This window comes from Cupriavidus numazuensis (assembly GCF_905397435.1).
GTDB classification, from domain to species: Bacteria; Pseudomonadota; Gammaproteobacteria; order Burkholderiales; family Burkholderiaceae; genus Cupriavidus; species Cupriavidus numazuensis.
Map to the genome: position 1 here is coordinate 20,322 of NZ_CAJPVI010000052.1, position 26,161 is coordinate 46,482.

Here is a 26,161-nt window from a genome sequence, read left to right on the forward strand (position 1 = left end):
CACGGACAACGGACACGGCGCCGCTCGCCGAAGGCTCAGGACTTCAACCCGTGCGCCTGCGCATAGTCGAACAGTTCGGCATCGTTCGATACCCCGAGCTTGCGCATGGCATTGGTCTTCTGGGTGCTGATCGTGTTGATGCTGCGATGCAGGTGCCGCGCCATCTCCGAGGTCGACATGCCATTCACGTACATGCGCACGACCTCCGTTTCACGCGGGCTCAGCTGGCGTGCGGCATGCTTCTGCGACATCTGGTGTTCCCATTGCCTCAGGTCCTCTCGCACGGACGTGCTCAGCAGCCTTCTGCGCCGGTAGGCTGCCGCGATCACCGCGGGCAACTCCGACAGGTCATCGCGCTTGTTCACGATGCCGAGCACGCCGACATCCTGCATGCTGACCATCAGGCCGGGATTCTCGAGCATGGTCAGCACGACCACCCTGACATGGGGAAACCGGGTCCGGATGCCGGTCAGCATGGCCAGGCCATCGGGCGTTGTTCCGCACGGCATGGAGAAATCCGTGACCAGCACATCGCATGGCACATTGCGCAGCAGCTCGGTCAGCGCGCCGGGATCCGGGGCGTCCGCCACCACGCGGATGCCCGTGGCCGAAGCGAGCGCCTGCCGTACGCCAAAGATGATCAGCGGATGGTCATCCGCAAGTATTACCCTGATTGCCATTGCTTTTCCCCTCTCCAGATTCATGGCCGCCATGGGGGTTGCCCGCTGCGCATTCCGCACGCGGCAGGGTGCAATCCCGGCAATTCACTGGCGCCCGCGCAAGCTCGCCCGCATCGCGGGAGTCCGGCGCCAGCGCCTTCATCAGGTAGGCAATCACATCCAGCACCGGCCGGGCGGCCGCACGGACGCTGTCACCGTTACCGCTTTCCACGGCCCGCTGAAGGCTGTCGATGATGTCGTCGAGATGAGGTTGTCCAAATACGGACAGCGCGCCCCGCATGCGGTGGCACCATGCGCGCAGCGCCGCCGTCGCCCTCGTGGCAAGACCATCGAGCAAGGCGTCGCGGTCTGCCTGCAATGCGGCGATGCACGCTTGCAGGCCAGCATCGCCCGAGCCCGAGCCCTCGACCAGCACCGCGAGCAGGTCTTCGCGCCGTGCGAGCGTTGCGTCAAAGCGCAGTGCGCCCGCTGCGCCGGACTGTGGCCGGCACGCCCCGATTGGTACGGTAGCGGCGCCGTCCGCCCGCATCGCACTCTCCAGTCCTTGCTGCAGCGACGCGAGCGTGACCGGCTTCAGTACGCACGCGTTCATGCCAGCCTCGAAGCCGCGCCGGTGTTCTTCCGGCACGGTGGTCGCGGTGATCCCCACCACAGGCAGCACCCGCAGCGTGGCGTCCGCGCTGGTGCGGAGCGCCTGCGTCAGCGCGAAGCCATCCATGCGCGGCAGGTGGAAGTCCGTCAGCAGCAGGTCGAATGCGCCGGCACTCAACGCATCCAGCGCGGCCTGGCCGTTGTCGACCACCGTGGGCGTGTGGCCCAGCAGCACAAGCTGCTGCCGGATGACTTCCTGGTTGATGCAATGGTCTTCGGCCACGAGGATGCGCCAGCGTGCCGGCGCCGGCGGGACATCGGGTTCGACTGCGCATGTCGCCTGTTGCTGCCGCTTGTGCATCGGCGGTTCGGATGCCTGGCGCATGACCGAACACGGCACGCGCAAGGCCGCCGTGGTGCCCATGCCTTCCTCGCTGCTCAGCACGAGGCTTCCGCCCATCATCGCCGCCAGGTTGCGCGAGATGGCAAGCCCGAGCCCGGTGCCGCCGATACGGCGTGCCGAACTGCGTGCGCCCTGCACAAACGGCGTAAAGAGCCGGGGCATGTCCGCACTGGCGATGCCGATGCCGGTGTCCTGCACTTCCAGCAGCACGGTGGCCGTTTCCTGCGTGAACGCCTCGACCGTGGCGCGCAGCGTGACGCTGCCGCGGTCGGTGAACTTGATGGCATTGCCAAGCAGGTTGAACAGGATCTGCCGCATCCGGATGCTGTCCGCGCGCACGATCGCGGGAACCTCCGCGCTGACCTGCACGCGCAGCTGCAGGCCCTTCTGCTGCGCCTGTGGCAGCAACAGCGACGAGACGCTGTCCAGCAGGTCGCGCAGGTCCACCGGCGCCGGCACGATTGCGAGGCGGCCGGCTTCGATCCTCGCGTAGTCGAGGATATCGTCGAGGATCTGAGCAAGCGCATGGCCGGACTCTTGCGCGAGCGTCAGCATGCGATGCTGCGCGGGCGTCAGCGCCGTGTTCTGCAGCAGTTCGACGAGCCCGAGGATGCCGTTCATCGGCGTGCGGATCTCATGGCTCATCATGGCGAGGAAGCCTTCCTTGGCACGCAAGTCTGCCTCGGCCGCATCCTTCGCCTCATGCAGCGCCTCGGCCTGCCGATGCACGTCGGTGACATCGATGACCACGCCGTTCCACACCGTGCAGTTGCCCTCCCGCCTCGGCATGGCACGCGCGCGGATCCATCTCGGCTCCGGCCCGCAATTCAGGCGCCCTTCGACATCCAGCGGCTGGCATGTGCGCGCGCTCTCGAGGATGGCCGCGCGCAGGCGCTGGCGATCCTGCGGACAGAAGCCCGTGCTTTCGGATGGCCCGGCACCGAGTGCGGTTACCGTATCGACGCCGCGCCCGACACCATCTCCGGCGGCATACGTGACCTCCCAGCCTAGGTCGCATGCATCTGACGGCAGACGGCTCTGGAACACCGTGACGGGGAGGCTGTCGACCACGTCCTTGAGCCGGCGCTCGAACGCCTGCGCGCGCTCGCGCGACTCATCGATATCCGTCACGTCGAAATGCACGGTCACGATACCGCCGGGCATGCCATCGGGATTGCGGAACGGCAACGCCCAGAAGTTCACCCGCCGCAACTGGCCCGCTGCGTTCCGCATATGCAGCCGTGTCTGGCGTGGCGCCATGGTGCGGATGGCTTCGTCCTGCAAGGCCAGCAGGTCGCCGGTCATTCGCTCCCGCAGGCGTTCGACTTCCAGCGCGTGCCTGCCCACGGCATCCGCTTTCGCGATGCCAAAGAAGTGCTCGAATGCCGGATTCAGTTCGATGTAGCGCAGGCTCGGGTCTTTTGCTGCCACGGGTTCCGGCAGGCAGGCCAGCAGTGCTTTCCTGAGCGCGAGCTCATGGCCGAGCTTCGCTTCGGCCTTCGTGCGCTGCACGATCAGCCGGCGCATGCGCAGGTAGCCGATGGCCAGTACACCGCTGGCGGACATGAATGGCAGCAGCAGCGGCCATGCGGCGCGAAGCATGCCGCCCTGCTCCGTCATGGCCTGCGCCGCTTCGTCGAGCAGGAACAGGCACAGCCCTCCCGCGAACAGCGCACGACTGATATGCAGCCCCAAGGTGCTCCCCTTCTGTCTCCATGGCGTTCCGCGTTCGCCGCATTGTTGCTCTCGTCTGCACGAAAGCATTTATTGCTGTCGTCCGCGGGTATTGGCGACAGCGTGGAAAAGTCTAGGCTCGGCACATCGTGCGCGGCTATAGAAGGAATTCGATTCTTCAGACAATCCTGATGCAGTCCGGACGAACGGGTGCGCCTGCAGCTCCAACGGCATGCGAATGATGAAGTGGGGAACAGGACGGCTCATGATGCTTTGGCGTTGAACCATGCCGGCGCGCGAAACGCGAAGCGGGTGTCGAAGCTGACCGGCGACGTGGCGTCACACCGGGTTCGAAGAAAAGCCGGGAGCCATTCTAGGACTGCAAGTTGGGGACGCCTTGCGGTGTGTCAGCGTTCCATGCAGGGTATCGCCGCGGCATTGCACCGCTGGCATTCGGGCTGCGCGCTTCGCCGACAAGCGCGACGCTGCGAGGGGATGGGAAGGGAATGCATGAGGTCGGAAGGAACCGAGGGTTGCCCACAGCCATTCCGACCCTGAAGTACGCCAGCGCTATCCGGCATTTGCCGAATTCTCGAAGCTGGCGAATACGCGAGCCTGCACCGCGTCCATGATCGCAAGCACCTGCGCATCGGTCTGGCCGCTGGCCGCCACGCCTGTCGCATGTTTCGGCTTGGCGCCAGGGGGATAGAACACAAAGGCGGCGTCGCTGGTTCCGGCCAGCTCCTTCTTCAGTTGCTGGTTGAGCGCCTTCAGGTACTGCTTCTTGATCGTCTTCGACATGAGTGACCTGGCTCCGTTTGCAGTGCTGTTTCCAATGATGGGCCGCCATCCGTTGCAGGCGCCGCGGCGGTCATGGAACCCCGCTGCTTGTTGCGGCTCATTCGTCACAAACGTGATTGACAAACAACCCGCCGATGGGATGGCATTCCGAGTGTACGCCGCAGCGCGAGGATGGCTCGGTTTGGCGCCGCACGACACGCGCCCGTCGCGCCATCTGTTCAGGTCAGGTTTGCCAGCAGGACGCTCTGTGCCGATTCCCCCTGGCGCGAGCGCTTGCGCCGGTAGCTGCCGGCAGGTTCCATTTCCCAGGCTTCGCGCTTGTCATGCAGGTACGGCTTAAGGCCTTCGCCGATCACGCGCTTCTTCAGGCGCGCATCCAGCACCGGGAAACAGACTTCGATACGCCGGAACAGGTTTCGGCCCATCCAGTCCGCGCTGGACAGCATGACGTCTTCGGCCTTGTCGTTGTAGAAGTAGAAGATGCGCGAATGCTCCAGAAAGCGGCCGATGACGGAGCGCACGCTGATGTTCTCGGACAGACCCGGCACTCCCGGCCGCAAGGCACACGCGCCGCGCACGATCAGGTCGACGCGCACGCCATCGCGCGAGGCGTCATAGAGCGCCTGGATCAGACCCGGTTCCAGCAACGCGTTCATCTTGGCAATGATCCAGCCTTTGCGCCCTGCCTTCGCATGCTCGGCCTCGCGGCGGATCGCATTGAGCAGCGACTTGTGCATGGTGAAAGGCGACTGCCAGACATGCGCCATCTTGCTGGTCTGCCCGAGCCCGGTCAGCTGGGCGAAGACGTTGGCGATGTCCTGGGTAATTTCAGGATTGCAGGTCATCAGGCCAAAGTCCGTATAAAAGCGCGTCGTCAGGCTGTGATAGTTGCCGGTGCCAAGGTGCGCATAGTGGCACAGACGTCCGCCTTCTCGCCTGACCACGAGCACCATCTTGGCGTGCGCCTTGTAGCCAACCACGCCATAGACCACGTGCGCGCCCGCCTCTTCCAGCTGCGCGGCCCAGCCGATATTGGCCTCCTCGTCAAAGCGCGCGAGCAGTTCCACGACTGCCGTGACTTCCTTGCCCTTGCGCGCGGCTTCGATCAGCGCCGACAGCAGCACCGAATCATGGCCGGCCCGATAAACGGTCTGGCGGATGGCCACGACGTCCGGATCCTGCGCAGCCTGCCGGACAAAGTCGACCACTGGCGAAAACGACTGGAACGGGTGGTGCAGCAGGATGTCCGCGTCGCGGATCGCGCGGAACATGTCGTTCTGCTGCTGCAGTGACTTGGGCAGGCCCGGCCGGAAAGGCGGGTACTTGAGATCGGGCCGGTCGACCTGGTCCGGCACTTTCAGCAAGCGCACCAGGTTGACAGGCCCATTGACAGAAAACACCTCCGTCGCGGACAAGCCGAACTGCTGCTGCAGGAACAAGGTCACGGCGGGCGGGCAGTTGTCCGCCACTTCAAGCCGCAACGCATCGCCGAAATGCCGCTGGGGCAATTCACCCTGCAACGCTTCACGCAGGTTCTTGATTTCTTCATCGTCGACAAACAGTTCGCTGTTGCGCGTCACCCGGAACTGGTAGCAGCCGCGCACCGTCATGCCGCTGAACAGCTCGCCGACATGCGCATGCAGGATGGAAGACAGGAAGACGAAACCATGACGGCACCCGGCCACATCCGGCGGCAAGGCAATGACACGCGGCAATGCACGCGGCGCCTGGACGATGGCGTTGCCCGAGCGGCGCCCGAATGCATCCTTGCCTTCCAGCTCCACCGCGAAATTCAGGCTCTTGTTCAGCACGCGCGGGAACGGGTGCGCGGGATCTAGCCCGATCGGCGTGAGCACGGGCATCAGTTCATTGAAGAAATACTCGCGGATCCACTCCGCCTGTACCGGGTTCCACGATGGCCGCCGCAGGAAGCGCACCTCTTCGGCGGCCAGCGCGGGGATCAGGACATCGTTGAACATCTGGTACTGCAGCGCGACGAGTTCGCGGACTCTCGCGTTCACCAGGTCATAGAGTATCTGGGGGGAAAGTCCATCGGGGCCGGTGACCGGAGACTGCACCAGGCATTGCTCCTTCAGGCCCGCGACCCGGATCTCGTAGAACTCGTCGAGGTTGCTGCTGAAGATGCACAGGAATTTCAGCCGCTCCAGCAATGGCGTGTCGGCGTCGGCGGCCTGCATCAGCACGCGACGGTTGAATTCAAGCTGGCTCAGCTCGCGATTGACGAACAAGGCATTGCCGTTCGGCCATGTGGATGAGACGGCCGATGCCGGCAATCCATCGATACCGGCCCCTACAGGCAGCGCGCTCTGCGAGGAGATCGAGTCGTCTTCCATCTGGCATCCGATCAGGAGTGGTTCTGCCGCAGGCACGCCGCTCGCGGCCGACACCGGCACCAGGGTTGTCAAAAATCTGTCACTCCACACGGGAGGAATGCCGGCGCGGGCCCGTTTGGATTCTAGTTCACGGCTTTGGGGAAATCGCGTTCTGTGCCTTTTGATGCATGGGCGGATGGTCATTAAATTTTTTTGATTAATTTATATGGCGGGCCGCTGGGTATCGTCGCAACGAGGCGGCTGTTCTTCCGTCATCGATGGGATACGTAATCTTCAACGAATTTCACGTTAGGCTGGGAAATCTGGGGATTCGCAGGTGTCCTTGCGTAGAGTTGGGTTGTCGCTCTTGGTCTGCGCCGCTGTTTCGCCGGCGTAGCCGGCGGGGGTTTTATGGTCGGGAATGGGGTTTCGTTCTTGGCTAGCGCCTCCGTTTCGCCGGCGTAGCCGGCGAGTCACTTTTTGTCCGAGCGACAAAAAGTAACCAAAAAGCGCGTCGTTGCCGCTGGCCATCAATTCCACGGTGGCAGTAGCTCAAACGGCTTTGGACGCCTGCGATGGTGGTCAGTGGTTCGACCCTGCTACGCCATGTGAGTCAGAACCCGTGCCTGACGCGGCACGACTTTTGGACGATCCCCAAGACGGACTCGGGTACAGCGTTTCAATCAGATCTGTGGTGGGACGCCTTCGGCTGCGCTGCGCGCGCGTCGTCGTCTGAGGGCATGCGCATCAACGTCGCTGGCGCCCAAGGTCCGTTTCCTTTCTCTACGTGCATGCAAGCGCGGGCATCTTCACCTAGGCGTGGTTTGCCTTGGGCCCACGCGCTCAGACTTGAGCTCTGCGCGTAGCGCAGCCGAAGGCGATTACACGATGTGGGTAGTAGCAGGGGCCACAGACGCTTGCAGGGCTCGTCCAATCAGCGTTGTATTCCCACTCACGGTGGTGCCCCACGCGGCAGGCAGTGTGACTGACTCTGAAGCCCATACCCGTACAACACCCCTGGCACACTACGATAAAAATTCGCCCCTTTGGGGCAACCAAAACGCGTTTTTGGTTACTTTTGTCGCTCGGACAAAAGTGACTCGCCGGCTACGCCGGCGAAACAGCAGCGCATGCCAAGCCCGATACACCCCCCAATTCGGTGAAGAGCCGAATGAAAAAACCCGCGATCCATAACAGATCGCGGGTTTTCCCATGAAGCAGAAGCTTCCGCTTACGCAGCCGCCCGATGAGCACCCTGCCGATACTGCGCAAGCAATCCCTCACGCCGTGCCTGCGCCGCATGCAAGCTAGCCTCCTTCACATGCCCGAAGCCACGGATGTCATCCGGCAACGTCGCCAGTGCCATAGCGGTATCGATCCGCTCGACGCTCAGCGACTGCGCGAACTCATCCACCATGGCGAGGTAGTCAGCGACCAACTGCCGTTCCGCGCGGCGCTCGGCGGTCTTGCCGAACACGTCAAGCGCGGTGCCGCGCAACCCCTTCAAACGCGCCAGCAAGCGGAATGCCGTCATGGTGCGCGGACCAAAGCGCCGCTTGAGCATGCGACCCTTGTCATCAGTCTTGGCAAACATCGGCGGCGCCAGCCAGAAGTTGAGCTGGTAGTCGCGGCCCGGTTCGCCTTCGAACTGCGTGCGCAGCTTGTCGAGGAACGCGGGATCGGTGTAAAGACGGGCAACTTCGTACTCGTCCTTGTAGGCCATCAGCTTGGCAAGATTGCGCGCCACCGCCTCGGTCAGCGCGAGCTTGCGGCCCGCGCCGAGCTTTTGCTCGGCGGCGCGCACACGCTCGACCGCGTCGCGATAGCGGCCTGCATAAGCGGCATTCTGGTAATCCGTCAGCATCGCTTCACGCTTGCGGATCAGGTTGTCGAGCGTCTGCGGCATGGCCACCACCTGCTCGCGCCGCGGGGTCGGCAGCAGCGCCTTCACTGCCGCCTCGCCATGATGCGCAAGATAGCGGCCCCATTCGAACGCCAGGCGGTTCTTCTCCACCGACACGCCATTGAGTTCGATTGCACGCACCAGGCTGTCGCGCAGCAGCGGAATCCAGCCCTTCTGCCAGGCAAAGCCCAGCAGCAGCGGGTTCGAGTAGATGGCGTCGGCCAGCAGCGTGACCGCCCATGCGCTCGCATCGACGAAGGCGCAGGCATCGCCGGCGCTCGCGCGCAGGTCCTGCTCCGCACTCGCACCCGGGAACTTCCACTTCGGGTTCTTGATGAAGTCGGCGGTCGGCGTGTTGGCGCTGTTGACGACAGCGGCGGTCACGCCGTGGCGTACCTTGGACAGTACCTCGGCTGAGGCCGAGACGATCGCGTCGCCGCCGATCACCAGCCGCGCATCACCCGTGGCAATGCGCGTGGCATGCAGCCCGGCGGGGCTCGGCGCGATCTGCACATGGCTGATCACCGCGCCGCCCTTCTGCGCCAGGCCCGCCATGTCCAGCACGGTCACGCCCTTGCGCTCGAGATGCGCGGCCATGCCGAGCAGGCCGCCGATCGTCACCACGCCGGTGCCGCCCACGCCAGTCACCAGCACGCCATAGGGACGCTCGAGCGCTGGCAGCAGAGGCAGCGGCAGCGCGTCGAAATCCGCGCCCACGCCCTTGCCGCCCGCGGCCGCCGGCTTGCGCACCTGCGCGCCCTCAGCCGTGATGAAGCTCGGGCAGAAGCCGTTGACGCAGGAGAAGTCCTTGTTGCAAGACGACTGGTTGATCTTGCGCTTGGTGCCGAGCTCGGTTTCCAGCGGCTCCACCGACAGGCAGTTCGACTTGGCCGAGCAATCGCCGCAGCCTTCGCAGACTGCGTCGTTGATGAACGCGCGGCGCGCCGGATCCGGGTACGTGCCGCGCTTGCGGCGGCGGCGCTTTTCCGTGGCGCAGGTCTGGTCGTAGATCAGGATGGTGACGCCCGCGGTGTCGCGCAGGTCGGTCTGTACCTGGTCGAGCTGGTCGCGGTGGAACACCGTTACGCCGGACGGCAGCATGCCGCCATCGCCGTACTTCTCGGGCTCGTCAGTGACCACCACGAGCTTCTTCGCGCCTTCGGCAAGAACTTGATGCGCGATCTGCGGCACGGTCAGCACGCCGTCGATCGGCTGCCCGCCCGTCATCGCAACGGCGTCGTTGAACAGGATCTTGTAGGTGATATTCGCATTGGCCGCGATCGACGCGCGGATCGCCAGCAGCCCCGAGTGGAAATAGGTCCCGTCGCCGAGGTTCGCGAACACGTGCTTGTCGTTCGTGAAATGCATCTGGCCGGTCCACGCCACGCCTTCGCCGCCCATCTGGCTGAAGGTGTCGGTATTGCGGTCCATCCACAACGTCATGTAGTGGCAGCCAATGCCCGCGAGCGCGCGCGAGCCTTCGGGCACGCGCGTCGACGTGTTGTGCGGGCAGCCCGAGCAGAACCACGGCTTGCGTTCCACGGCGATACGCGGCTGCGCCGCCTCGCGCTCCTTCGCTTCGATCAGCGCGACCCGCGCGGCAACACGCGCGCGGACCTCTTCGGGCAGGTCGAAGTGCTCCAGACGCCGTGCGATGGCCTTGGCAATCAGCGCCGGCGACAGCTCGTAGTGCGCGGGCAGCAGCCAGTTGCCGCGCGGCACCGACCATTCGCCGCCGTCGTTGCCGCGCTGGTCGAACTTGCCGTAGACCTTTGGCCGCACGTCCTCGCGCCAGTTGTACAGCTCTTCCTTGAGCGCGTATTCCAGGATCTGGCGCTTCTCTTCGACGACAAGGATCTCTTCAAGGCCGGTCGCGAATTCGCGCGCGCCGTGTGCCTCGAGCGGCCACACGCAGCCAACCTTGTAGACGCGAATGCCGATGCGCTGGCAGGTGTCGTCGTCGAGCCCCAGGTCGGCCAGCGCCTGGCGTACATCCAGGTAGGCCTTGCCGGCGGTCATGATGCCGAAGCGCGCATTGGGCGAATCGAGCACGACGCGGTTGAGCTTGTTCGCGCGCACATAGGCGAGCGCCGCGTACCACTTGTGGTCGAGCAGGCGGGCTTCCTGCTGCAATGGGGTATCCGGCCAGCGGATATTCAGGCCGCCCTCGGGCATGGCGAAATCTTCGGGAAGCACGACCTGCACGCGGTCCGGATCGATATCAACCGAAGCCGTCGATTCCACCACGTCCGTCACGCACTTCATCGATACCCACAGGCCCGAGTAGCGGCTCATGGCCCAGCCATGGAGCCCGTAGTCGAGGTATTCCTGCACGTTGGACGGATACAGCACCGGAATGCCGGCGGACAGCAGCACGTGCTCCGACTGGTGCGCCACCGTGGACGACTTGGCCGCATGGTCATCACCAGCCAGCAGCAGCACACCGCCGTGGCGGGACGAGCCGGCCGAATTGGCGTGCTTGAGCACGTCCATGGAACGGTCAACACCCGGTCCCTTGCCGTACCACATCGCGAATACGCCGTCGCGCGTGCCATTGGGGAACAGGTTGACCTGCTGGCTGCCCCAGACGGACGTGGCAGCGAGATCCTCGTTGACGCCCGGCTGGAACACCACATCGCTCGCGGCCAGGTGCTGTTTTGCCTTCCACAGCGCCTGGTCGACGCCGCCCAGCGGCGAACCCCGGTAGCCGGAGATGAACCCCGCCGTATTGAGGCCAGCGGCGCGGTCGCGCGCCTTCTGCAGCATGGGCAGGCGCACCAGCGCCTGCGTGCCGCTCATATAGACGCGGCCCTTCTCCAGGGTGTACTTGTCGTCCAGGCTGGCATTGGCCAGCGCCTCGCGCAACGCGTTGGGTAGCGGGGCATTCATGGTGTCTCTCTCCGGGGGATATCGGGGATATATCGGGCTTATCGGGGCAGTGTAGAAAGCACCGGGGCTATCGTAAAATCATGAAATACGAGAGCTGATATCCGACAAACGAATACCGGAGGGGACCACCATGGCAAAGACTCGCGAGACGCCCGAACGGCTGGCCAAGGAAATCACATTGCGGCAGTTCCGCTACTTCGTCGCCGCGGCGGAAACCGGCCAGTTCTCGATGGCCGCGACGACTGAACATGTGTCCCAGTCGGCCATCACCAATGCCGTGCTGACGCTGGAACAGCGCCTCGCGGTGCGCCTGTTCGACCGCCTGCCCCACGGCGTGGCGCTGACGGCCGAGGGCCACCTGTTCCACCAGCACGCGCGGCAGATCCTCGATTCCGTCGAAGATGCGCTGCGCGAGCCGCGCTTTCAGGTGCACGGGTTGAAGGGCAGCGTGCGGCTGGCCGCGTCGTACACCGTGCTCGGCTACTTCCTGCCCGGCCTGCTGGCGCGCTTTCGCACCAACTACCCCGATATCGAACTCGACCTGCTGGACATGGACCGCCCCGAGATCGAAAAGGCCGTGCTGTCCGGCGACATCGAACTCGGTATCGCGCTGCTTTCCAACCTGGAGCGGCCGCAGCGCTTTTCACGTCACACGCTGGTCCGTTCGCGGCGGCAGCTATGGACATCGGCCACGCACCCGCTGCTCGCCGTCGATCGCCCTTCGTTGCGCGATATCGCGGCTCATCCGTACATCCTCATCACCGTGGATGAGGCGGAAACGTCGACCATGCGCTACTGGCGCAGCCGCAAGCTCGCGCCCAATGTTGCGTTCCGCACCAGTTCGATGGAAGCGTTGCGCGGACTGGTCGCGCATGGCTTTGGCGTCACAGTGCTGTCCGATATCGTGTACCGGCCCTGGTCGCTGGAGGGCAAGGAGATTGCCGCCAGGCCGATTGCCGATGCGGTGCCGGACATGGAGGTCGGGATGCTGTGGCAGCCTGGGCGCAAGCTGGAGAAGCCGGCGGATGCGCTGCGGGAATTCCTGATCCATGCGTGTGGGAGCTGACGCCGACGGTTCCCTCCTCCCTTTGGCCGGGTTCCATCCTTTGGTCTCATACCGCACCAAGAGCCTAAGCCCTTCAGCCAATGTTCGTCCACGCACAGAACGCGCCTAATGTGCTCACGGTGAGCACCGGATCGACAAGAACTCTTCGAAACTTGCTAAACGGGGGCGGGGATGGAAACTTCACTCGGATCGAGCAGCAACAACCTTCTGCTGCGTCAGCTTCCAGAATCGGAATGGGCGGCACTGCGGCCGTATCTGGAAACCGTGGCATTGCGTGGCGGCCAATTGCTCTGCGATGCCGGCCAGCGCGTGCGGCACGTCTACTTTCCCAAGGACGGCGTGGTCTCGCTGCTGTCGCTCCACGCAGATGGCTCCAGCGTGGAACTGGCGGCGGTCGGGAAAGAAGGCCTGGTCGGCCTGCCGGCGCTGACGGGCGCGGAATCCATGCCGCAACGCTGCGAGGTCAGCCAGGCAGGCATGAGCTGGCGCATTGCCGCCGCCGACCTGCGCGACCTGTATCCGCGCTTGCCGCACATGCAACGGCTGGTCATGCGCTATATGCAGCTGCTGCTGACGCAGGTCGGCCAGACGGCGGCATGCATCTGTCATCGCACGCTGATGGAACAGCTCTGCCGGTGGATCCTGCAGACGTTGGACCGGCTTCAGAGCAACGAGCTGAGGATCACGCAGCAGCGGATTGCCGAGATGCTCGGCGTGCGCCGCGAAGGCGTCACCGAAGCCATGGGCAAGCTGCAGAACCTGCGCCTGATCGAGCACACGCGCGGCAAGATCGTCGTGATCGACAGGAACGGCCTGGAGTCCATGTCGGGCGAGGCCTATACGATCGTCTCGGCGGAAGTGCGGCGGCTGGTCGGGGATGCCAGCGCGATGGCACGCTGACAAGGATGAAGCTGGCGAGGTCGAACCGCGAGGGATTGACGCACCGGATCGTTTCGGATGAGCACTAGGATTTCCGCTCTCCCCAACAGGCATTTGGCCGCGCAATAGCGCCTTATTGCGCCGGCCCGGCCCTCGCTATCCTCAGCCAGCTCACTTTAAAGTCTACGGCCGGTGCGTCAGGCCGGGATCATTTTGCAGCGAGGCGACGACGCTTGCCTTGTACGACGGCACCGTCAGCACGCAGGCGATCCAGCACCCACTGCGCCCCGTCCGAGCAATCCATTTCCGCCGGCCGCTCCTCGATATTCCTGAGGGCGGCGAGCAGATGCGCCTTGTTCTCCTTCAGGCGCTTTTGCATGTCTTCGATCTCGGCAATCTTGCGCTTGAGAGCATCCAGAAGTTCGTCGTGCTGCCAGTTCCCGGCGCCGAGCGGCAGCAGGTGACGGATCTGTTCGAGCGAGAAACCCGCGCCCTGTGCGCCGGCAATAATCTCCAGAATCCACACAGCATCCGGCGAGTAATCGCGATAACCGTTGGCCGAGCGCTCGACAGCCGTGATCAATCCGGCTGCCTCGTAAAAGCGGATGCGTGAGGCTGTCAGGCCGCTGCGCTTTGCCAGTTCCCCAATTCTCATAGCGAAGAAAGATTGCCCGTAAGGTGAGCTTCAATCCTACAGCGGTTTTTGGCCCGTGCGGACACCGCATCCTGGCGGTACTCGCCGCACGCCGGCGCAGCACGTAGAAAACCCTTGACCTTAAAGTTCACTTTAATCTTAAAGTCGAACCACGATCCAACGAGGTGACCTCATGAACGTGTTCGACACACTGCTCCTGCGCAACGGTTCAAGCGTTCCGAACCGCATCGCCAAAGCGGCGATGGAAGAAAATTTGGCGGATGCCGATCACACCCCTTCCGACGCGCTGATTCGCCTGTACAGCGCCTGGGCGCAAGGCGGTGCAGGCTTGCTGCTGACAGGCAATGTCATGGTGGACGGCCGCGCCATGACCGGGCCCGGCGGCGTCGTGCTGGAAGACGCCCGCCGCCTGGACAGGTTCAAACAATGGGCGAGCGCAGGCCGCGCCAATGGAGCGCAATTCTGGCTGCAGATCAACCATCCCGGTCGTCAGATGCCGGCCAGCCTGGGACAGCCAACCTGGGCACCCTCCGCCGTTCCCATGGACCTGGGCAACATGTCCAGGCACTTCAATACGCCGAAGGCGATGACGCAGGAAGTGATTGCCGACGTCATTGCACGCTTCGCCCGTACGGCTCGCCTTGGCGAGCAGGCAGGCTTCACGGGCGTCGAGATCCACGCGGCGCATGGCTATCTGTTGAGCCAATTTCTGTCTCCATTGACCAACCAGAGAACAGACGCCTGGGGCGGCCCGCTCGAAAATCGCGCCCGCCTGCTTGTCGAGATCGTCAAGTCGGTCCGTGCCGCGGTGTCACCCACGTTCGCGGTTGCGGTCAAGCTGAACTCGGCCGACTTCCAGCGTGGCGGGTTCAGCGTCGATGACGCACGCGAAGTGGTAAAGATGCTCAACGGACTGGCCGTCGATCTGGTCGAGCTGTCGGGGGGCAGCTATGAAGCGCCGGCCATGCAAGGTCAGGCCCGCGATGGCCGCACGCTGGCCCGGGAAGCCTACTTCCTGGAATTCGCCAGGCATATTCGCGAGGTGGCAAAGATGCCAGTGATGGTCACCGGCGGCATCCGTCGTCTTCCTGTGGCCGAACAGGTGATCCTGAGCGGCGTGGACATGGTCGGCATCGGTACCGCGCTGGCCATCGACCCCAATCTGCCGCGCGCCTGGCATGCCGGCAAGGACAGTGCGCCGGCGCTGCCGCCAATCACGTGGAAGAACAAGGCATTGGCGTCGCTGGCCAACATGGCGACGGTCAAGTATCAGCTCCGCAAGCTCAGCCGAGGCAAGCCGACGGATATTCGCGTGTCGCCGCTGCGCGCGCTGATCCTCCAGCAAGCCTCCGACGCATGGCGTGCGCGCAAATACCGGCGATGGGTGACCGCACGCATCCATGGCTGACAGACCAGACAGGAACCGCTTTCAACCCGCCCTATCCGTACCGCCAAATGACGATCCGCAATCTTGCTTTCACCGGTGCCATCCTGAGTGCCGCCCTGAATCCCGCATGGGCCGATGGCACGCCCGATGCCACGCCATCCCCGACCACGACTATCGATATCGCTGGCCATCAGGTGCCCGTCGTAAAGGGCGGACTGTATGACCGCTATCGCTCGAACCCTCCGCTGGCCGTTATTGAGGCCGAAGCGCCGGACGTGGACCTGAGCTGGTTCAAGGCGCTAAAGAAGGAGAAGGTCGATATTGGCTTCGAATCCTATTCGCCAAATTTCTACTACAAGAACAGCAGGGTAACGGCCATCTTTACTGCCGACCTGGACCGGCTGCGAGAACTGATGCCTGCGCAGATACTGCAAAAGGTGCAGCCACTTCAGGTGTGGCCGGGCAGAGGCCTTGTCGCACTGACGGCCTACGCCTATCACTACTGCGACAACGACAGCTACAACGAGATTGGGCTATCGATCATCACGACTCGGCCGGACGGCGCCAGTTTCGGACCGTTGACTCTAATGAGCCAGGCGATGTCGAACGATTTCTGGGGGTATGTACTAAAACTGCCGGTGAACACCGAACTTGCCCGGGTGCGGGGTGTCGTCGGCTATAACCTACCGAAATGGGTGACCGGCATCCAATACCGGGAGACCGACAGTTCGGTCATCGTCGAGATCCTGGACGCTGAGACCGGCAATGTCGATGTCACGCTGGAGACCAGGAAGCTGGACAAGCTATCGAGCAAGGTTTCCATGGTGACCAACAGCTTCACGAATATCGATCAACAGGGACAGTTGACCACCGGCCACGCGACGTCGCGCCAGCTTGCTCATGCCTCCAGCTCAAGTGCGGAAGCCGTCAACCTCAGCCTGACGGACGGCAGCCTGTCGACGTTTATCAAAACGCTGAAGCTCGGCAAGATGCTCAAGTACGAATACGTTCCGGAGTTCCAGAGCGCACTGTACGCCCCTGGTCCGCTTTGATCATTGGGTTTTCGTCGCCTACGCGACGCCGGTCGGCCCCTCAGGCAGTTCTTGGGCCGCCGTTTCTATACTCGTGGCGCGAGCCCGATCACGGGCTTCGCACTACATCATCAACCCACGACATAGCACCGACACGCCGCTGGCCGCCAGAAACAGCAGCAGCGCACGCCGCACCGCATCGGCCGAGAATCGCTTGCGCAGACGTGATCCCGCTGCCAGCCCAATAAGGCTGAACGGCACTGCGAACGCGGCACTCCGCAGCAGGTCCGCCTGCTGCAGCAGGCCGCTACTGGCAAATGCCGCCAGTCGCATCAGGGCACTGACCAGAATCACGGCCGCGATCGTGGCCCGGAATTCGTCGGCTTGCGGCAGGCGCCTGGACAGGTACATGGTGTAAATCGGCCCGCCGGTCCCGAACAGCGCGCTGAATACACCGCCCACGACGCCCGCCGGCGCCGACCAGCCGCTGCCGGCCGCCTGCATCCCCGCAGAAGGCCGGGCCAGCGCGCGCGCCGTCATGGCAAGCACGAACACGCCAAGGGCAACGAGCAGCCACCGCGACTCGACCTTCGCCAGCACAGTGGTGCCAAGTGCGACCCCGGCAACCATGAATGGCACCAGCCGCAACAACTCGGATCTCGCAATGGAAGTGCGGTTGCGCAGGCCCACCATGGTGGTCGTGACGAGGTCCAGCAACAGCAGCATCGGCACGACGAACTGCAGAGGAATGAACTGGACCAGCACGGGTACCGCCACCATCGCCGCGCCAAAGCCGGTCAAGCCGAATACCGTGTAAGCGGCGGCGATGGTCGCCCCCAGGACCGCGTAGTGCTCAGTTCCCATTCCCTCAACTCATTTTTTCTTGTCGTGCCGCACTACTGCACCTTGATGCCGACGCTGCGGGCCAGGGACTGATAGGTCGCGAAGCTCTCCGACACATACTTCGTCGTCTCTTCGGGCGTCAGGATGCGCGGTATGCCGCCATAGGTTGCGTTGGCGGAAATCCATCGCGCATCGGTCGCAGCCGCCTTCAGGATGCCGGCCCACTTCCCGACGATCTCTGCAGGCAGCTTCGGCGGGCCATACAACGCGCTCCATCCTACTACCGCCTCGAGCTTCGCAAAGCCAGCCTCGCGCGCAGTCGGCACATCGGGAAGCTGCTTCAGCCGTTCCGGCGTCGTGGTCACCAGCGCGCGCAGTTTGCCTCCCGAGAGTTGGCCTGCCACCGAACTCAGGTTGGGGCAACTGAAATCGACTTCCTTCGAGATCACGGCGAGCGCTGCCTCGTTACCGCCTTTGTAGTTCACGCTGACGGCATCGGCCGGCTTGAGGTTCAGGCTCTGGAGCAGCAGCTGCGGTGCCAGATTCAGCACCGTAGCCGGGCCCGACGCACTGTAGTTCAGCTTGCCGGGGTGCGCCTTCAGCTCCTCAGCGAGATCCGCGATGCTCTTGTACTTCGACTCCGGATGCACGACGCAAACCACAGGGTTCAGTTCGAGCAGGCCGATAAACGTGAAGTCGTTCCACTTGTACTGAAGCCCCGATTCCTGGATGGCGGGAAGCAGCACTTGCGAGCCAACCCGGGCCAGCAGCAGCGTATAGCCGTCCGGCGCGGCATCCTTCGCCACCTGCGAGCCGATGGCTCCGTTGGCGCCTGGCCGGTTCATCACCACAACCGGTTGCCCGAGCATGGCGGATGCCGTCACGGACAGGTTGCGCGCGGACTGGTCCGCGTCGCCGCCTGCGCTGAACGGCACGACGATCGTGACCGGCCGGCTCGGATAGGTCTGTGCCGCGGCGGGCAGCGCCGCCGCAGCGCTGGCCGCCGCCATGCCGATGGCCGCTGCCCTTAGGGTCCTGCGAAGCATTCGTTCCATGGTACGTGTCTCCGCTCTTGACCCGGCTAGTTGGCCGAGATCTTGCGCCGGGCCACCAGCATCTTCCAGCGGCCCGATTCCTGCGCGATCTCCTCGACCAGGCGGCCATTCGGCGACAGCGTCTTGGTCATGCCCTGCCCTGCCAGATACTGCTGCATGCGCGGCTCCGACACGGCATGCTCGAGATCGGCATACATCTTCGCGGTCAGGTCCTTGGGCGTTCCCGCCGGCGCCATCAGCGCAAACCAGCCGTAGAAACTGAAGCCCGGCAGGCCGGCTTCCGCCACCGTCGGCACGTCGGGCAGCAGCGGCGAACGCTCCTTGCCCGTCACCGCCAGCGCACGCAGGCGGCCACCCTTGAGCAGCGGCGAGATGCCATTGATATTGCCCACCGTCATGTCGATCACGCCCGCCATCAGGTCCGCATACGCCGGTCCATCGCCCTTGTACGGCACATGGACAACCTCCATGCCCGCGGCTTCGGCAAACGCCTCGCTCGCGATATGGACCTGGCTGCCATTACCGGCCGAACCGAACGTCAGCTTGCCGGGATTGGCCTTCGCATAGCTGATCAGTTCCGCCATGGTCTTGGCGGGCACCTTGGTGTTGACCGTGACGACCATCGGGCCGCTGGCAACCTTGCTGATCATCTCGAAGCTCTGCGCCGAATACGGCAGCTTCTGATAGATAAAGGGATTCACCGTAAACATGCTGCCCGAGGCCAGCAGCAGCGTGTAGCCATCTGGCGCCGACTTGGCGACGACCTCCGCCCCGACCGCACCGCCTGCACCGGGACGGTTGTCCACCACCACGGGCTGCTTCCATTGCTTGCCCAGTTCCAGCGCCAGTGCGCGTGCGAGCAGGTCGGTCGCACCGCCTGACGCGAATGGCACCACCAGGCGGATCGGCTTGCCCGGCCACTCCTCCGCATGCGCCGGCGTCATGTACAACGGCGCGATCGCGAACGCGAACATGGCCACCGCAGTCGAACCTGCATGGCGCCTGGCGTCCGCATCGCCGCACAGCTCCTTTACGACGGGATTCGCCCGCACCCGGCGCAGCCAATGCAGGGTCTGTCTCTTGCAACGTGTGAGCGCCTTTCCAATGCCAAATGATGTCATTGCTGTCTCCTGTGTAGTGCCGCTGTTTCGCGGCTATCGTGCGCAGTGTTTCTGCTTCAATGAATGCTAGTGATGGATTTCCTTAAATAAAAACCTGATCTTTCAGTTACTGTCACCAGTTAAACTGGTTAATATAAATTCAGGTAAAAGCGGTCCGTCTTGCATTTAAATAAAATGCAAGTTCTCAATCCGACTGGAGGCCTTCCTCGTCGAACTAACGCTTCCGAACAAGCCTGGGCCGGTTGTCATCGGGCGCGCTGTCCGGCGCGCTCGTCGGCGCGGAAACCGCCGTCAGGGCATCGAGCAGCAGCCGCGACAGGTGCGCGCGCGGGTTGTCACGCGGCACCAGGATGCCGAGCCTGCGCATCAGCGGCGGCGATCCGAACGGGATGGTACGGATCGACGCCGGAAACTCGTTCTCTACACCTCGCGCAGGCACCACCGAAGATCCCAGGCCGTTCGCGACCATGCAGATGACACCCTCCAGCGTGTCGATTTCCATCGTCGAGCGGACCGCAATCTGCCGGCGCACCATTTCTTCCTGGACCAGAAAGCCGACGCGCGCCGTGCGGTTGAAGCGGACATACGGCGTTGTCTCCAACACCCCCTTGTCCGAGTCGCCACGCGTCGTGACATGCGTGATGACCACGAACTCCTCATTGAAGAACGGCGTGAACTCCAGATCCAGGCGCGGCACCTCGGGCTCCGTCACCACGGCGACATCGAGCTGGCGCCGCTGCACGGCGCGCTCCAGATCGTGGGTCAGCCCCGTCGTCAGATGGATGTCGAGACGATGCCCCTGCTGCTGGAGCCGCTTCAGCGCGAGCGGCAGCAGGCCGGACACGCACGTATGCACAGACCCGAGCTTGAGCACGCCGCCTGCGGCTTCGCGCTTGAGTGCCGCACTCATGCTTTCCCAATGTGTCAGCAGGTCGCGGGCGCGGTTGGTGAACGCGAGCCCGGCATCCGTCAGGATCGGCGGCCTGCGGCTGCGGTCGAAGATGGTCATGCCCAATTCTTCCTCGAGCGCGCGCATTTGCATGCTCACGGCGGACAGCGAGAGGCCGATGGCGTTGCCCGCTTCGGCGAAGCTGCCGCGATCCGCGATGGCGACCAGGGTGTAGAGCGTCTTGACGTCCATATTCGACTCGGTATCAGGGGTTCAGTGCGCCGTCATTGTGCCGCACAGGCGCATCGAGCGTGCCCTATAGCCCCAGCAGCCGGCGTGCGTTCCCGCCCATGACCTTCTCCATGTTCTCCGGGCGGATCGGCAGGGTTTCAAACCACTGCTTGTAGTCGCGCACCGGGCAGAACGGGAACGAACTCGCGTAAAGCATGCGGCCCGCAAGGAAGGTATCGGCCGCCTTCACGTACTCCTCCCAGCCCGGCATCCGCGAGAAGTACATATCCGGCGACAGGTACAGATTCGGCCGGCGGAACGCGATGTGCAGGATCTCCGTGACCCATGGCCAGCCACCGTGCACCACCACGACCTTCAGATTCGGGAAATCGGTAAGCACACGGTCCGTGCGTATCGGGTCGGAATAGCTGAGATCCGGGCCCGCCGTGCCGCCGACCATCAGGATCACCGGCACGCCCAGGTCTTCGCAGTGCGCGTAGATCGGGTACAGGCGACGATCGTCCGCGTACATCGGTATGGGATACGAACCTGGCTCGATATTGATGGCCTTGAAGCCGTTCGCAACAGCATCAGAGATGGTCTTGCAGGCAGCCACTCGGTTAGTCGGATCGATGGACGCCGCGCCAATGAACCGCCCCGGATAGTCGCGCACGATGCGCGCCACATCGTCATTCGATACGCTGCCCAGCGTGCCAGCAAGGCGCCCCACGACAACACCCTCGTCGACGCCGGCCTCGTCCATCTCCTGCATCAGCAGATCCATCGATTGCTGCTGCGCGGCCGGCGACGGCTCGAAGCCGACCGTGCGCGTGAAGCCGTCGCGGCGTTCGCCGGCCGAGTACATCAGGGTGTTCAGGAAGCCGCCGAGCGGCGGCCGCAGTCGGAAATCGATGATCATGTCCGTTCCTTTAGGGGCGCTACATCACTTCATTCTTGCGGTCGTCGGTCTCGCCGTAGCGGTGCAGCGCGGGCGGCTTGAGGCCGGCGTAAAGCTTCTCGATGCCGGCGTTGATGACCTCTGCATGCTGCGCAAACAGCGAATTGCCATCGAGATCGCTCTCGACGATGAACGGGCCGAAGTTCTCGACTTCGAACATCCACATCGCCTGGGCAATACCAAGCTCGTCGAGCCAGAACACATCGCGCACGCGCTTGATGCCGCGACCCAGCAGTGCGCCCGTGCCGTATCCCACTGTAGTCAGGTAGACCGCGCCGCCGGGCGCCAGCACGCGCTTGTAGTCGTCGGCGGGCATGCCCCCCTTGCCGATAAAGATCCGGCAGTCGGTCTTTTCCATCCACCGCGGAATCCACTTCGAAAAGCGGAAGCTTGCGGTGGCCGTCACCGCGCCGACGTTGTAGCCGCCGTCGCCATCGGGCGCGGCTGCCGGCGAGCAGTGGAAGTTCACGTTGCTGAGCCCGCGCAGCTCGACCGGCGGCTCGAAGCCTTCATCGAGCACCTTCTTGTAGACGCCCTCGCGCGCGGTGTAGATCACGCCGTTCAGGTAGACGGCCGAGCCCAGTTCGAGCTTGGCAATGTCTTCCGTCTTGGCAGGCAGGTTGATGTGGAAGACCTTCAGGTCATCGTCTTGCGGGCTTACCATTCGACTGTCTCCCTGCGCAGGTAAGGGGTGAACCACTGCGGGTCGGTGCGGTACTCGATCTCGCCACTCGCATGGATGCGTGCCGTGGCGCGCCGCGACGACAGGCAGAACGTATGGAGGCTGATCGGCATGCCGCCCGTGTGGGTATGGCCGACCTCGATGTGGCAGTCGACCACCATCGACGAACCGACAAAGCCCATCGCCCCCATGCCGATCGAGTTGCCGAGCTTCATCAGCTCAAGCTCCAGTTCAGCAATCTTCGGATCGGGGTTGCGGTCGCCAACCACGCGCAGGCAGGCCGCCTGCTTGCCAAGCTGCATGCACGTATCCTTGGAGCCGCCCAATCCAATGCCGACAATGGCCGGTTGGCACGCAAGGCCGCGTTTGCCAAATGCGATCAGCGTGTCGAGCACGAAGCGCTTGATCCCGTCGATGCCATCACCGGGGAACAGCATGCGGTAGTCAGTGCCGAACAGGCCGCCCTTGTGCACCGTGGTGATCTCCACCCAGTCTGAGTCCGGCTCGAACGACCATTCGATCTCGGGCGCGTTGATGCCGACGTTGTTGTTGTTGTCGGTGCGCCAGAGCGGATGCACGCGGTTCGGGCGCAGCGGCACGGCCAGCGTCGCATCGGCGGTCGCCTTGCGCAGCGCACGCTCGACGGCGACAAAGCCGCGCTGGATCGCCGCTTCATTGCCGACCTTCACGTAGTAGCGTGGCAGGCCCGTGTCCGCGCACATCGGGCGCCGGTCCTGGTCGGCGGCTTCCCAGTTGTCCTGCATTGCGTGGATGACGAAGCGCGGCAGCTTGCCCGTCTCCGTCTTCTGCAATGCCTTGATACCTTCCTTGTAGTCCTTGGGGATCTCGATCGCGGCGCGTTTCATGATCTCGAACGCGGCTTCCTCGACCCGGTCGATGGAAATGGTCATCGTAGCGGTCCTTTATGCGGCAACTTTCGGGGGTTGGCCGGCTTCGCCAGTGATCAGCGACGTTCCGGGCCGGACAATATCGAACTTCACGGGGACCATTTCCAGGCGAAGGTCATCGCCGTCGGCGCTCACACGGGTGTAGCGGCTGCCGTGCAGGTCGCCCGTCTCGGGGAAGTCTTCGCGGAAATGCGCACCGCGGCTGTCCTCGCGCGCCAGTGCGGAGACCGTGATCACGCGCGAGATGTCGACCAGGCTTTGCAGGTTCAGCCAGTCGTGCCATGTCACGTTGTAGCGACGGTCACCGTCGGGCACGCCCATGCCCATCAACGCGCGCTGGTGCGAAGCGACCGATTCCAGGCCGCGGCGCATCGCCGCCTTGTGGCGCAACACGCCGACGTCGTCCCACATGGTCTGTGCCAGTGCATCGCGCAGGTCGTGAATCGCGCCGGCCGGTTTCGAGAACGGATACTCCGCACGCTCGATGCCGCGCTCGATCACACGGCGGTCGGGCTCCTTCCATTGCCGCACGCCCGAGACATAGTCGGCCATCGCATCGCCTGCGATGCCGCCGAACACGGTCGAGTTCGCCACGCCGTTGCCGCCGAGGCGGTTCGCGCCGTGGACGCCACCGCAGTCCTCGCCAGCCGCGAACAGTCCCGGCGATGCCGTGCTGCAGTCGACGTTGAACTCGACGCCACCCATGAGGTAGTGCGCCGTCGGCACGACCTCGACTCGTCCGCCTGCGAGGTCGAAACCGCAATCGCTGCAGCGGTTGACCATGCCCGGGAACGTCTTGGCGACCTTCTCCGGCCCGAGGTGGCTCATCTGGATGTAGACGCCGCCCATCGGCCCGGTCCGGCCGGCACGCATCTCGGCATAGATGCCACGGCTGACCACATCGCGTGTCGCGCGCTCGCCGCGTGCGTCGTAATTGGTCATGAAGCGGTTGCCATCGCCATTGAGCAGCCAGCCGCCCGCGCCGCGCAGGCCTTCTTCAAGCACCGTTCCCGTCATGCGCGTATCGGGACCACCGAGCAGGCCGGTCGGATGGAACTGCACCATCTCCATGTCGCGCAGGCTCAGGCCGTAGCGCATCGCCATGGCCAGGCCATCGCAGGTCTTGTCGCCGGACGGCGTGTGATAGCGATACATGGTCGGCCCTGCTCCCGTGGCCAGCAGCACGGCCTTGGCCTGCACGAAGCGGTAGGTGCCACGGCGCATGTCGATGAACAGCACGCCCGCGATGCCCGAGCCGTCCGCCGCGGGAATCAGCTCGATCGCGCGGTGCTCCTCCATCTCTTCCACATCGAGCGCGCGCACCTGCTCCATCAGCCGGTTGATGATCTCGATGCCGGTCAGGTCGGCCTTGTGCACGGTGCGGTCGAAGCTCTGCCCCGCAAACGCCTTCTGGTGCAGCGTGCCGTCCGGATTGCGGTCGAAGAAGCAGCCGATCTCGTTCTCGAGTTCGCGCACGCGCTCGACCGCGCCTTCCACGAGCCGCCAAGCCAGGTCTTGCCGTGGCAGCCACTTGCCGCCTTCGATCGTGTCCATGAAGTGGCGCTCGACCGAATCGCCGGCAGACAGCGCCACGTTGTAGCCGCCCTGCACCATGCGCGTACAGCCGCACTTGCCGAGCAGGCCCTTGACCGTCACGGAGACCTTCAGCGCAGGATTCGCTTTCTTCGCGTGCAGCGCCGCGAACAGGCCGGCCCCGCCAGTCCCGAGGATCAGGATGTCCGTCTTGTGGTTCTCGATTTGCATTCAGATGACTCCCAGGGCAAAGACCACGCCAACGAGCAGCGACAGCGCACCGCCCCAGCCGATCCACGACAGCCGTGCGTCACGTGTGGAACTCCACGGCAACAGCTCCAGCGCCAGCAACCGCAGGCCGAAGCACATGTGGATGGAGAGCAGCAGCACGAGGCCCCACTCCCCGAACTTGACCGCGCCCATGTCGGCAAACTTCAGGAACGCGTCCATGCGGGCGCGCTGGTCCAGCGCAAGGCCGAGGACATAGAAATGCGCGGGCAGAAAGAGACCGAGCGCCAGCCCCGAGAGCCGATGCCCCAGGAACGCCCAGTACGCGCGATGGTTGCGTGGTGACTTCATGACCAGAGCCCTCCGACCGCCGCTACCGCGCGCAGTCCCATCGCCAGCAGCACCAGCCCGAACAGCAGGCAAACCACCGATGCGCCGCTGCGGCTCAGTCGCGCCCATTCGATGAGGATGTTGCGCAGGCCAATCGGCACGTGCACCGCCACACTGATGACGAACAGCGAATAGAACGGAATCCAGATCCAGCTGCCCTGCGTGCGCGACAGGATCTCGGCAGCCGTCAGCCCGCCGCGCACCGCATAGAGGATGACGCCCAGGTGGACCAGCACGAACGGCGCCATGATCATCGCCGTCAGGCGCTGCAGGGCGAAAAGACGCTGCTCCATGTTCAACCTCCCTTCAGGAACTGCAGCAGCGCGTTCTTCTTCAAACCCGCGATGCTGCCCGTCGGGCTCAGGCTGACCGGGCAATGCGTCATACAGTTGCCCTGCGTGTGACAGGCATTGCAGCCGCTGCCGGAGGTCGCCTTGCGCAGCACGTCCTTCGGGTCGGCGTGGCGCTCGTCGTTGAACAGCGTCCACGCGCGGTTCAGCGCCGCCGGGCCCAGGTATTCCTTGTCCCACGACACGACATCGCAGGCGGCATAGCAGACACCGCAGTTGATGCATTCGATCGCGGCGTCGGCCATCTTGCGCTTGCGGCTGGTCGGCGACACGGCTGCCGGCGGGTCATCACGCGTGGCCGTGCCGACGAAGGTGTTGCCCGCCTTCTTCCACTTGTCGAAGAACTCCGACATGTCGACCACGAGATCCTTGATGCGCGGCATATTGCGCAGCGGCTCGATCACGATCACGCCGTCTTCTTCCACGCGGCTCACGTGCGTGCGGCACGTCCAGCGCGGCCGGCCGTTGACGGTCATCGCGCAGGAACCACACACGCCTACGCGGCACGCGAAGCGGTAGGACAGCGTCGGGTCGAGGCGACGCTGCACTTCGGTGACCACGTCGAGCACGGTCTGGTTCTCGCGCCACGGTACTTCGTAGGTCGTGAAACTGCCCTCTTCTGTCCCGCGTGCAATGCGCACCGTGAGCATGCGCTGCGCGGTCTTTGTCGCCTCCATCACT

At 64.0% G+C, this 26,161-nt stretch carries 21 protein-coding genes; 4 read left to right on the plus strand and 17 right to left on the minus strand.

The annotated features are described in order from the left end of the window. Positions 1–35 precede the first annotated feature (35 nt). From KHO41_RS31505 to KHO41_RS31525, 5 genes are all read right to left on the minus strand, one after another. Complete coding sequence (locus KHO41_RS31505; protein WP_211957168.1) at positions 36–680, minus strand: response regulator transcription factor; 645 nt, start codon at positions 678–680, stop codon at positions 36–38. Further along, positions 652–3,369 carry an ATP-binding protein gene (locus KHO41_RS31510; protein ID WP_211957169.1) on the minus strand — a complete coding sequence of 906 codons (2,718 nt, stop codon included), beginning with the start codon at positions 3,367–3,369 and terminating at the stop codon, positions 652–654. Before KHO41_RS31510 ends, KHO41_RS31505 begins: the two co-directional genes overlap by 29 nt. 549 nt (positions 3,370–3,918) lie before the next feature. Then, on the minus strand, positions 3,919–4,149 hold the full coding sequence (locus KHO41_RS31515; RefSeq protein ID WP_211957170.1) for a hypothetical protein: 231 nt from the start codon (positions 4,147–4,149) through the stop codon (positions 3,919–3,921). 218 nt (positions 4,150–4,367) lie between these two features. Then, the gene (gene ppk1, locus KHO41_RS31520) at positions 4,368–6,503 is read right to left on the minus strand and encodes a polyphosphate kinase 1 (RefSeq protein WP_211957197.1); all 2,136 of its coding nucleotides are present in this window, start codon (positions 6,501–6,503) and stop codon (positions 4,368–4,370) included. Between the two features lie 1,210 nt (positions 6,504–7,713). Next, positions 7,714–11,274, minus strand: a complete 3,561-nt coding sequence (locus KHO41_RS31525; protein ID WP_211957171.1) for an indolepyruvate ferredoxin oxidoreductase family protein — start codon at positions 11,272–11,274, stop codon at positions 7,714–7,716. Between the two features lie 130 nt (positions 11,275–11,404). Here KHO41_RS31525 and KHO41_RS31530 point away from each other — a divergent pair, with 130 nt between their 5' ends. Further along, positions 11,405–12,340 (plus strand): LysR substrate-binding domain-containing protein, encoded by a 936-nt coding sequence (locus KHO41_RS31530; protein ID WP_211957172.1) that lies wholly within the window; start codon positions 11,405–11,407, stop codon positions 12,338–12,340. Positions 12,341–12,511: 171 nt separating this feature from the next. Then, complete coding sequence (locus KHO41_RS31535) at positions 12,512–13,240, plus strand: Crp/Fnr family transcriptional regulator (protein ID WP_211957173.1); 729 nt, start codon at positions 12,512–12,514, stop codon at positions 13,238–13,240. A gap of 187 nt (positions 13,241–13,427) precedes the next feature. Here the strand turns inward: KHO41_RS31535 and KHO41_RS31540 are convergent, their stop codons facing one another. Continuing rightward, positions 13,428–13,874 (minus strand): MerR family transcriptional regulator, encoded by a 447-nt coding sequence (locus KHO41_RS31540; RefSeq protein WP_211957174.1) that lies wholly within the window; start codon positions 13,872–13,874, stop codon positions 13,428–13,430. 172 nt (positions 13,875–14,046) lie between these two features. Here KHO41_RS31540 and KHO41_RS31545 point away from each other — a divergent pair, with 172 nt between their 5' ends. Both KHO41_RS31545 and KHO41_RS31550 read left to right on the plus strand, forming a co-directional pair. Next, a complete protein-coding gene (locus tag KHO41_RS31545) occupies positions 14,047–15,282 on the plus strand; it encodes an NADH:flavin oxidoreductase/NADH oxidase family protein (RefSeq protein ID WP_211957175.1) in 1,236 nt (411 codons plus the stop codon). Further along, the gene (locus tag KHO41_RS31550) at positions 15,255–16,313 is read left to right on the plus strand and encodes an acetoacetate decarboxylase (ADC) (RefSeq protein ID WP_244874121.1); all 1,059 of its coding nucleotides are present in this window, start codon (positions 15,255–15,257) and stop codon (positions 16,311–16,313) included. The genes KHO41_RS31545 and KHO41_RS31550 overlap by 28 nt, the downstream gene beginning before the upstream one ends. Positions 16,314–16,415: 102 nt before the next feature. Here the strand turns inward: KHO41_RS31550 and KHO41_RS31555 are convergent, their stop codons facing one another. From KHO41_RS31555 to KHO41_RS31605, 11 genes are all read right to left on the minus strand, one after another. Continuing rightward, positions 16,416–17,156, minus strand: coding sequence for a sulfite exporter TauE/SafE family protein (locus KHO41_RS31555; RefSeq protein WP_211957176.1), 741 nt, complete (start codon positions 17,154–17,156; stop codon positions 16,416–16,418). 32 nt (positions 17,157–17,188) lie between these two features. Then, complete coding sequence (locus KHO41_RS31560) at positions 17,189–18,190, minus strand: Bug family tripartite tricarboxylate transporter substrate binding protein (RefSeq protein WP_211957177.1); 1,002 nt, start codon at positions 18,188–18,190, stop codon at positions 17,189–17,191. Positions 18,191–18,216: 26 nt separating this feature from the next. Beyond that, a complete protein-coding gene (locus KHO41_RS31565) occupies positions 18,217–19,311 on the minus strand; it encodes a Bug family tripartite tricarboxylate transporter substrate binding protein (RefSeq protein ID WP_244874122.1) in 1,095 nt (364 codons plus the stop codon). Positions 19,312–19,525: 214 nt separating this feature from the next. Then, positions 19,526–20,452: a LysR family transcriptional regulator gene (locus tag KHO41_RS31570; RefSeq protein ID WP_211957178.1), complete on the minus strand. Its 927-nt coding sequence runs from the start codon at positions 20,450–20,452 to the stop codon at positions 19,526–19,528. 64 nt (positions 20,453–20,516) lie between these two features. Continuing rightward, a complete protein-coding gene (locus tag KHO41_RS31575; protein ID WP_211957179.1) occupies positions 20,517–21,350 on the minus strand; it encodes an amidohydrolase family protein in 834 nt (277 codons plus the stop codon). 19 nt (positions 21,351–21,369) lie between these two features. Then, on the minus strand, positions 21,370–22,053 hold the full coding sequence (locus KHO41_RS31580) for a fumarate hydratase C-terminal domain-containing protein (RefSeq protein WP_211957180.1): 684 nt from the start codon (positions 22,051–22,053) through the stop codon (positions 21,370–21,372). Further along, positions 22,047–22,982 (minus strand): fumarate hydratase, encoded by a 936-nt coding sequence (locus tag KHO41_RS31585; protein ID WP_211957181.1) that lies wholly within the window; start codon positions 22,980–22,982, stop codon positions 22,047–22,049. Before KHO41_RS31585 ends, KHO41_RS31580 begins: the two co-directional genes overlap by 7 nt. A gap of 12 nt (positions 22,983–22,994) precedes the next feature. Continuing rightward, complete coding sequence (locus KHO41_RS31590; protein WP_211957182.1) at positions 22,995–24,743, minus strand: L-aspartate oxidase; 1,749 nt, start codon at positions 24,741–24,743, stop codon at positions 22,995–22,997. Beyond that, positions 24,744–25,091: a succinate dehydrogenase gene (locus KHO41_RS31595; protein ID WP_211957183.1), complete on the minus strand. Its 348-nt coding sequence runs from the start codon at positions 25,089–25,091 to the stop codon at positions 24,744–24,746. Further along, positions 25,088–25,423, minus strand: a complete 336-nt coding sequence (locus tag KHO41_RS31600; RefSeq protein WP_211957184.1) for a succinate dehydrogenase — start codon at positions 25,421–25,423, stop codon at positions 25,088–25,090. The genes KHO41_RS31595 and KHO41_RS31600 overlap by 4 nt, the downstream gene beginning before the upstream one ends. Positions 25,424–25,425: 2 nt before the next feature. Continuing rightward, positions 25,426–26,157, minus strand: a complete 732-nt coding sequence (locus KHO41_RS31605) for a succinate dehydrogenase/fumarate reductase iron-sulfur subunit (RefSeq protein WP_211957185.1) — start codon at positions 26,155–26,157, stop codon at positions 25,426–25,428. Between the last annotated feature and the right edge of the window lie 4 nt (positions 26,158–26,161).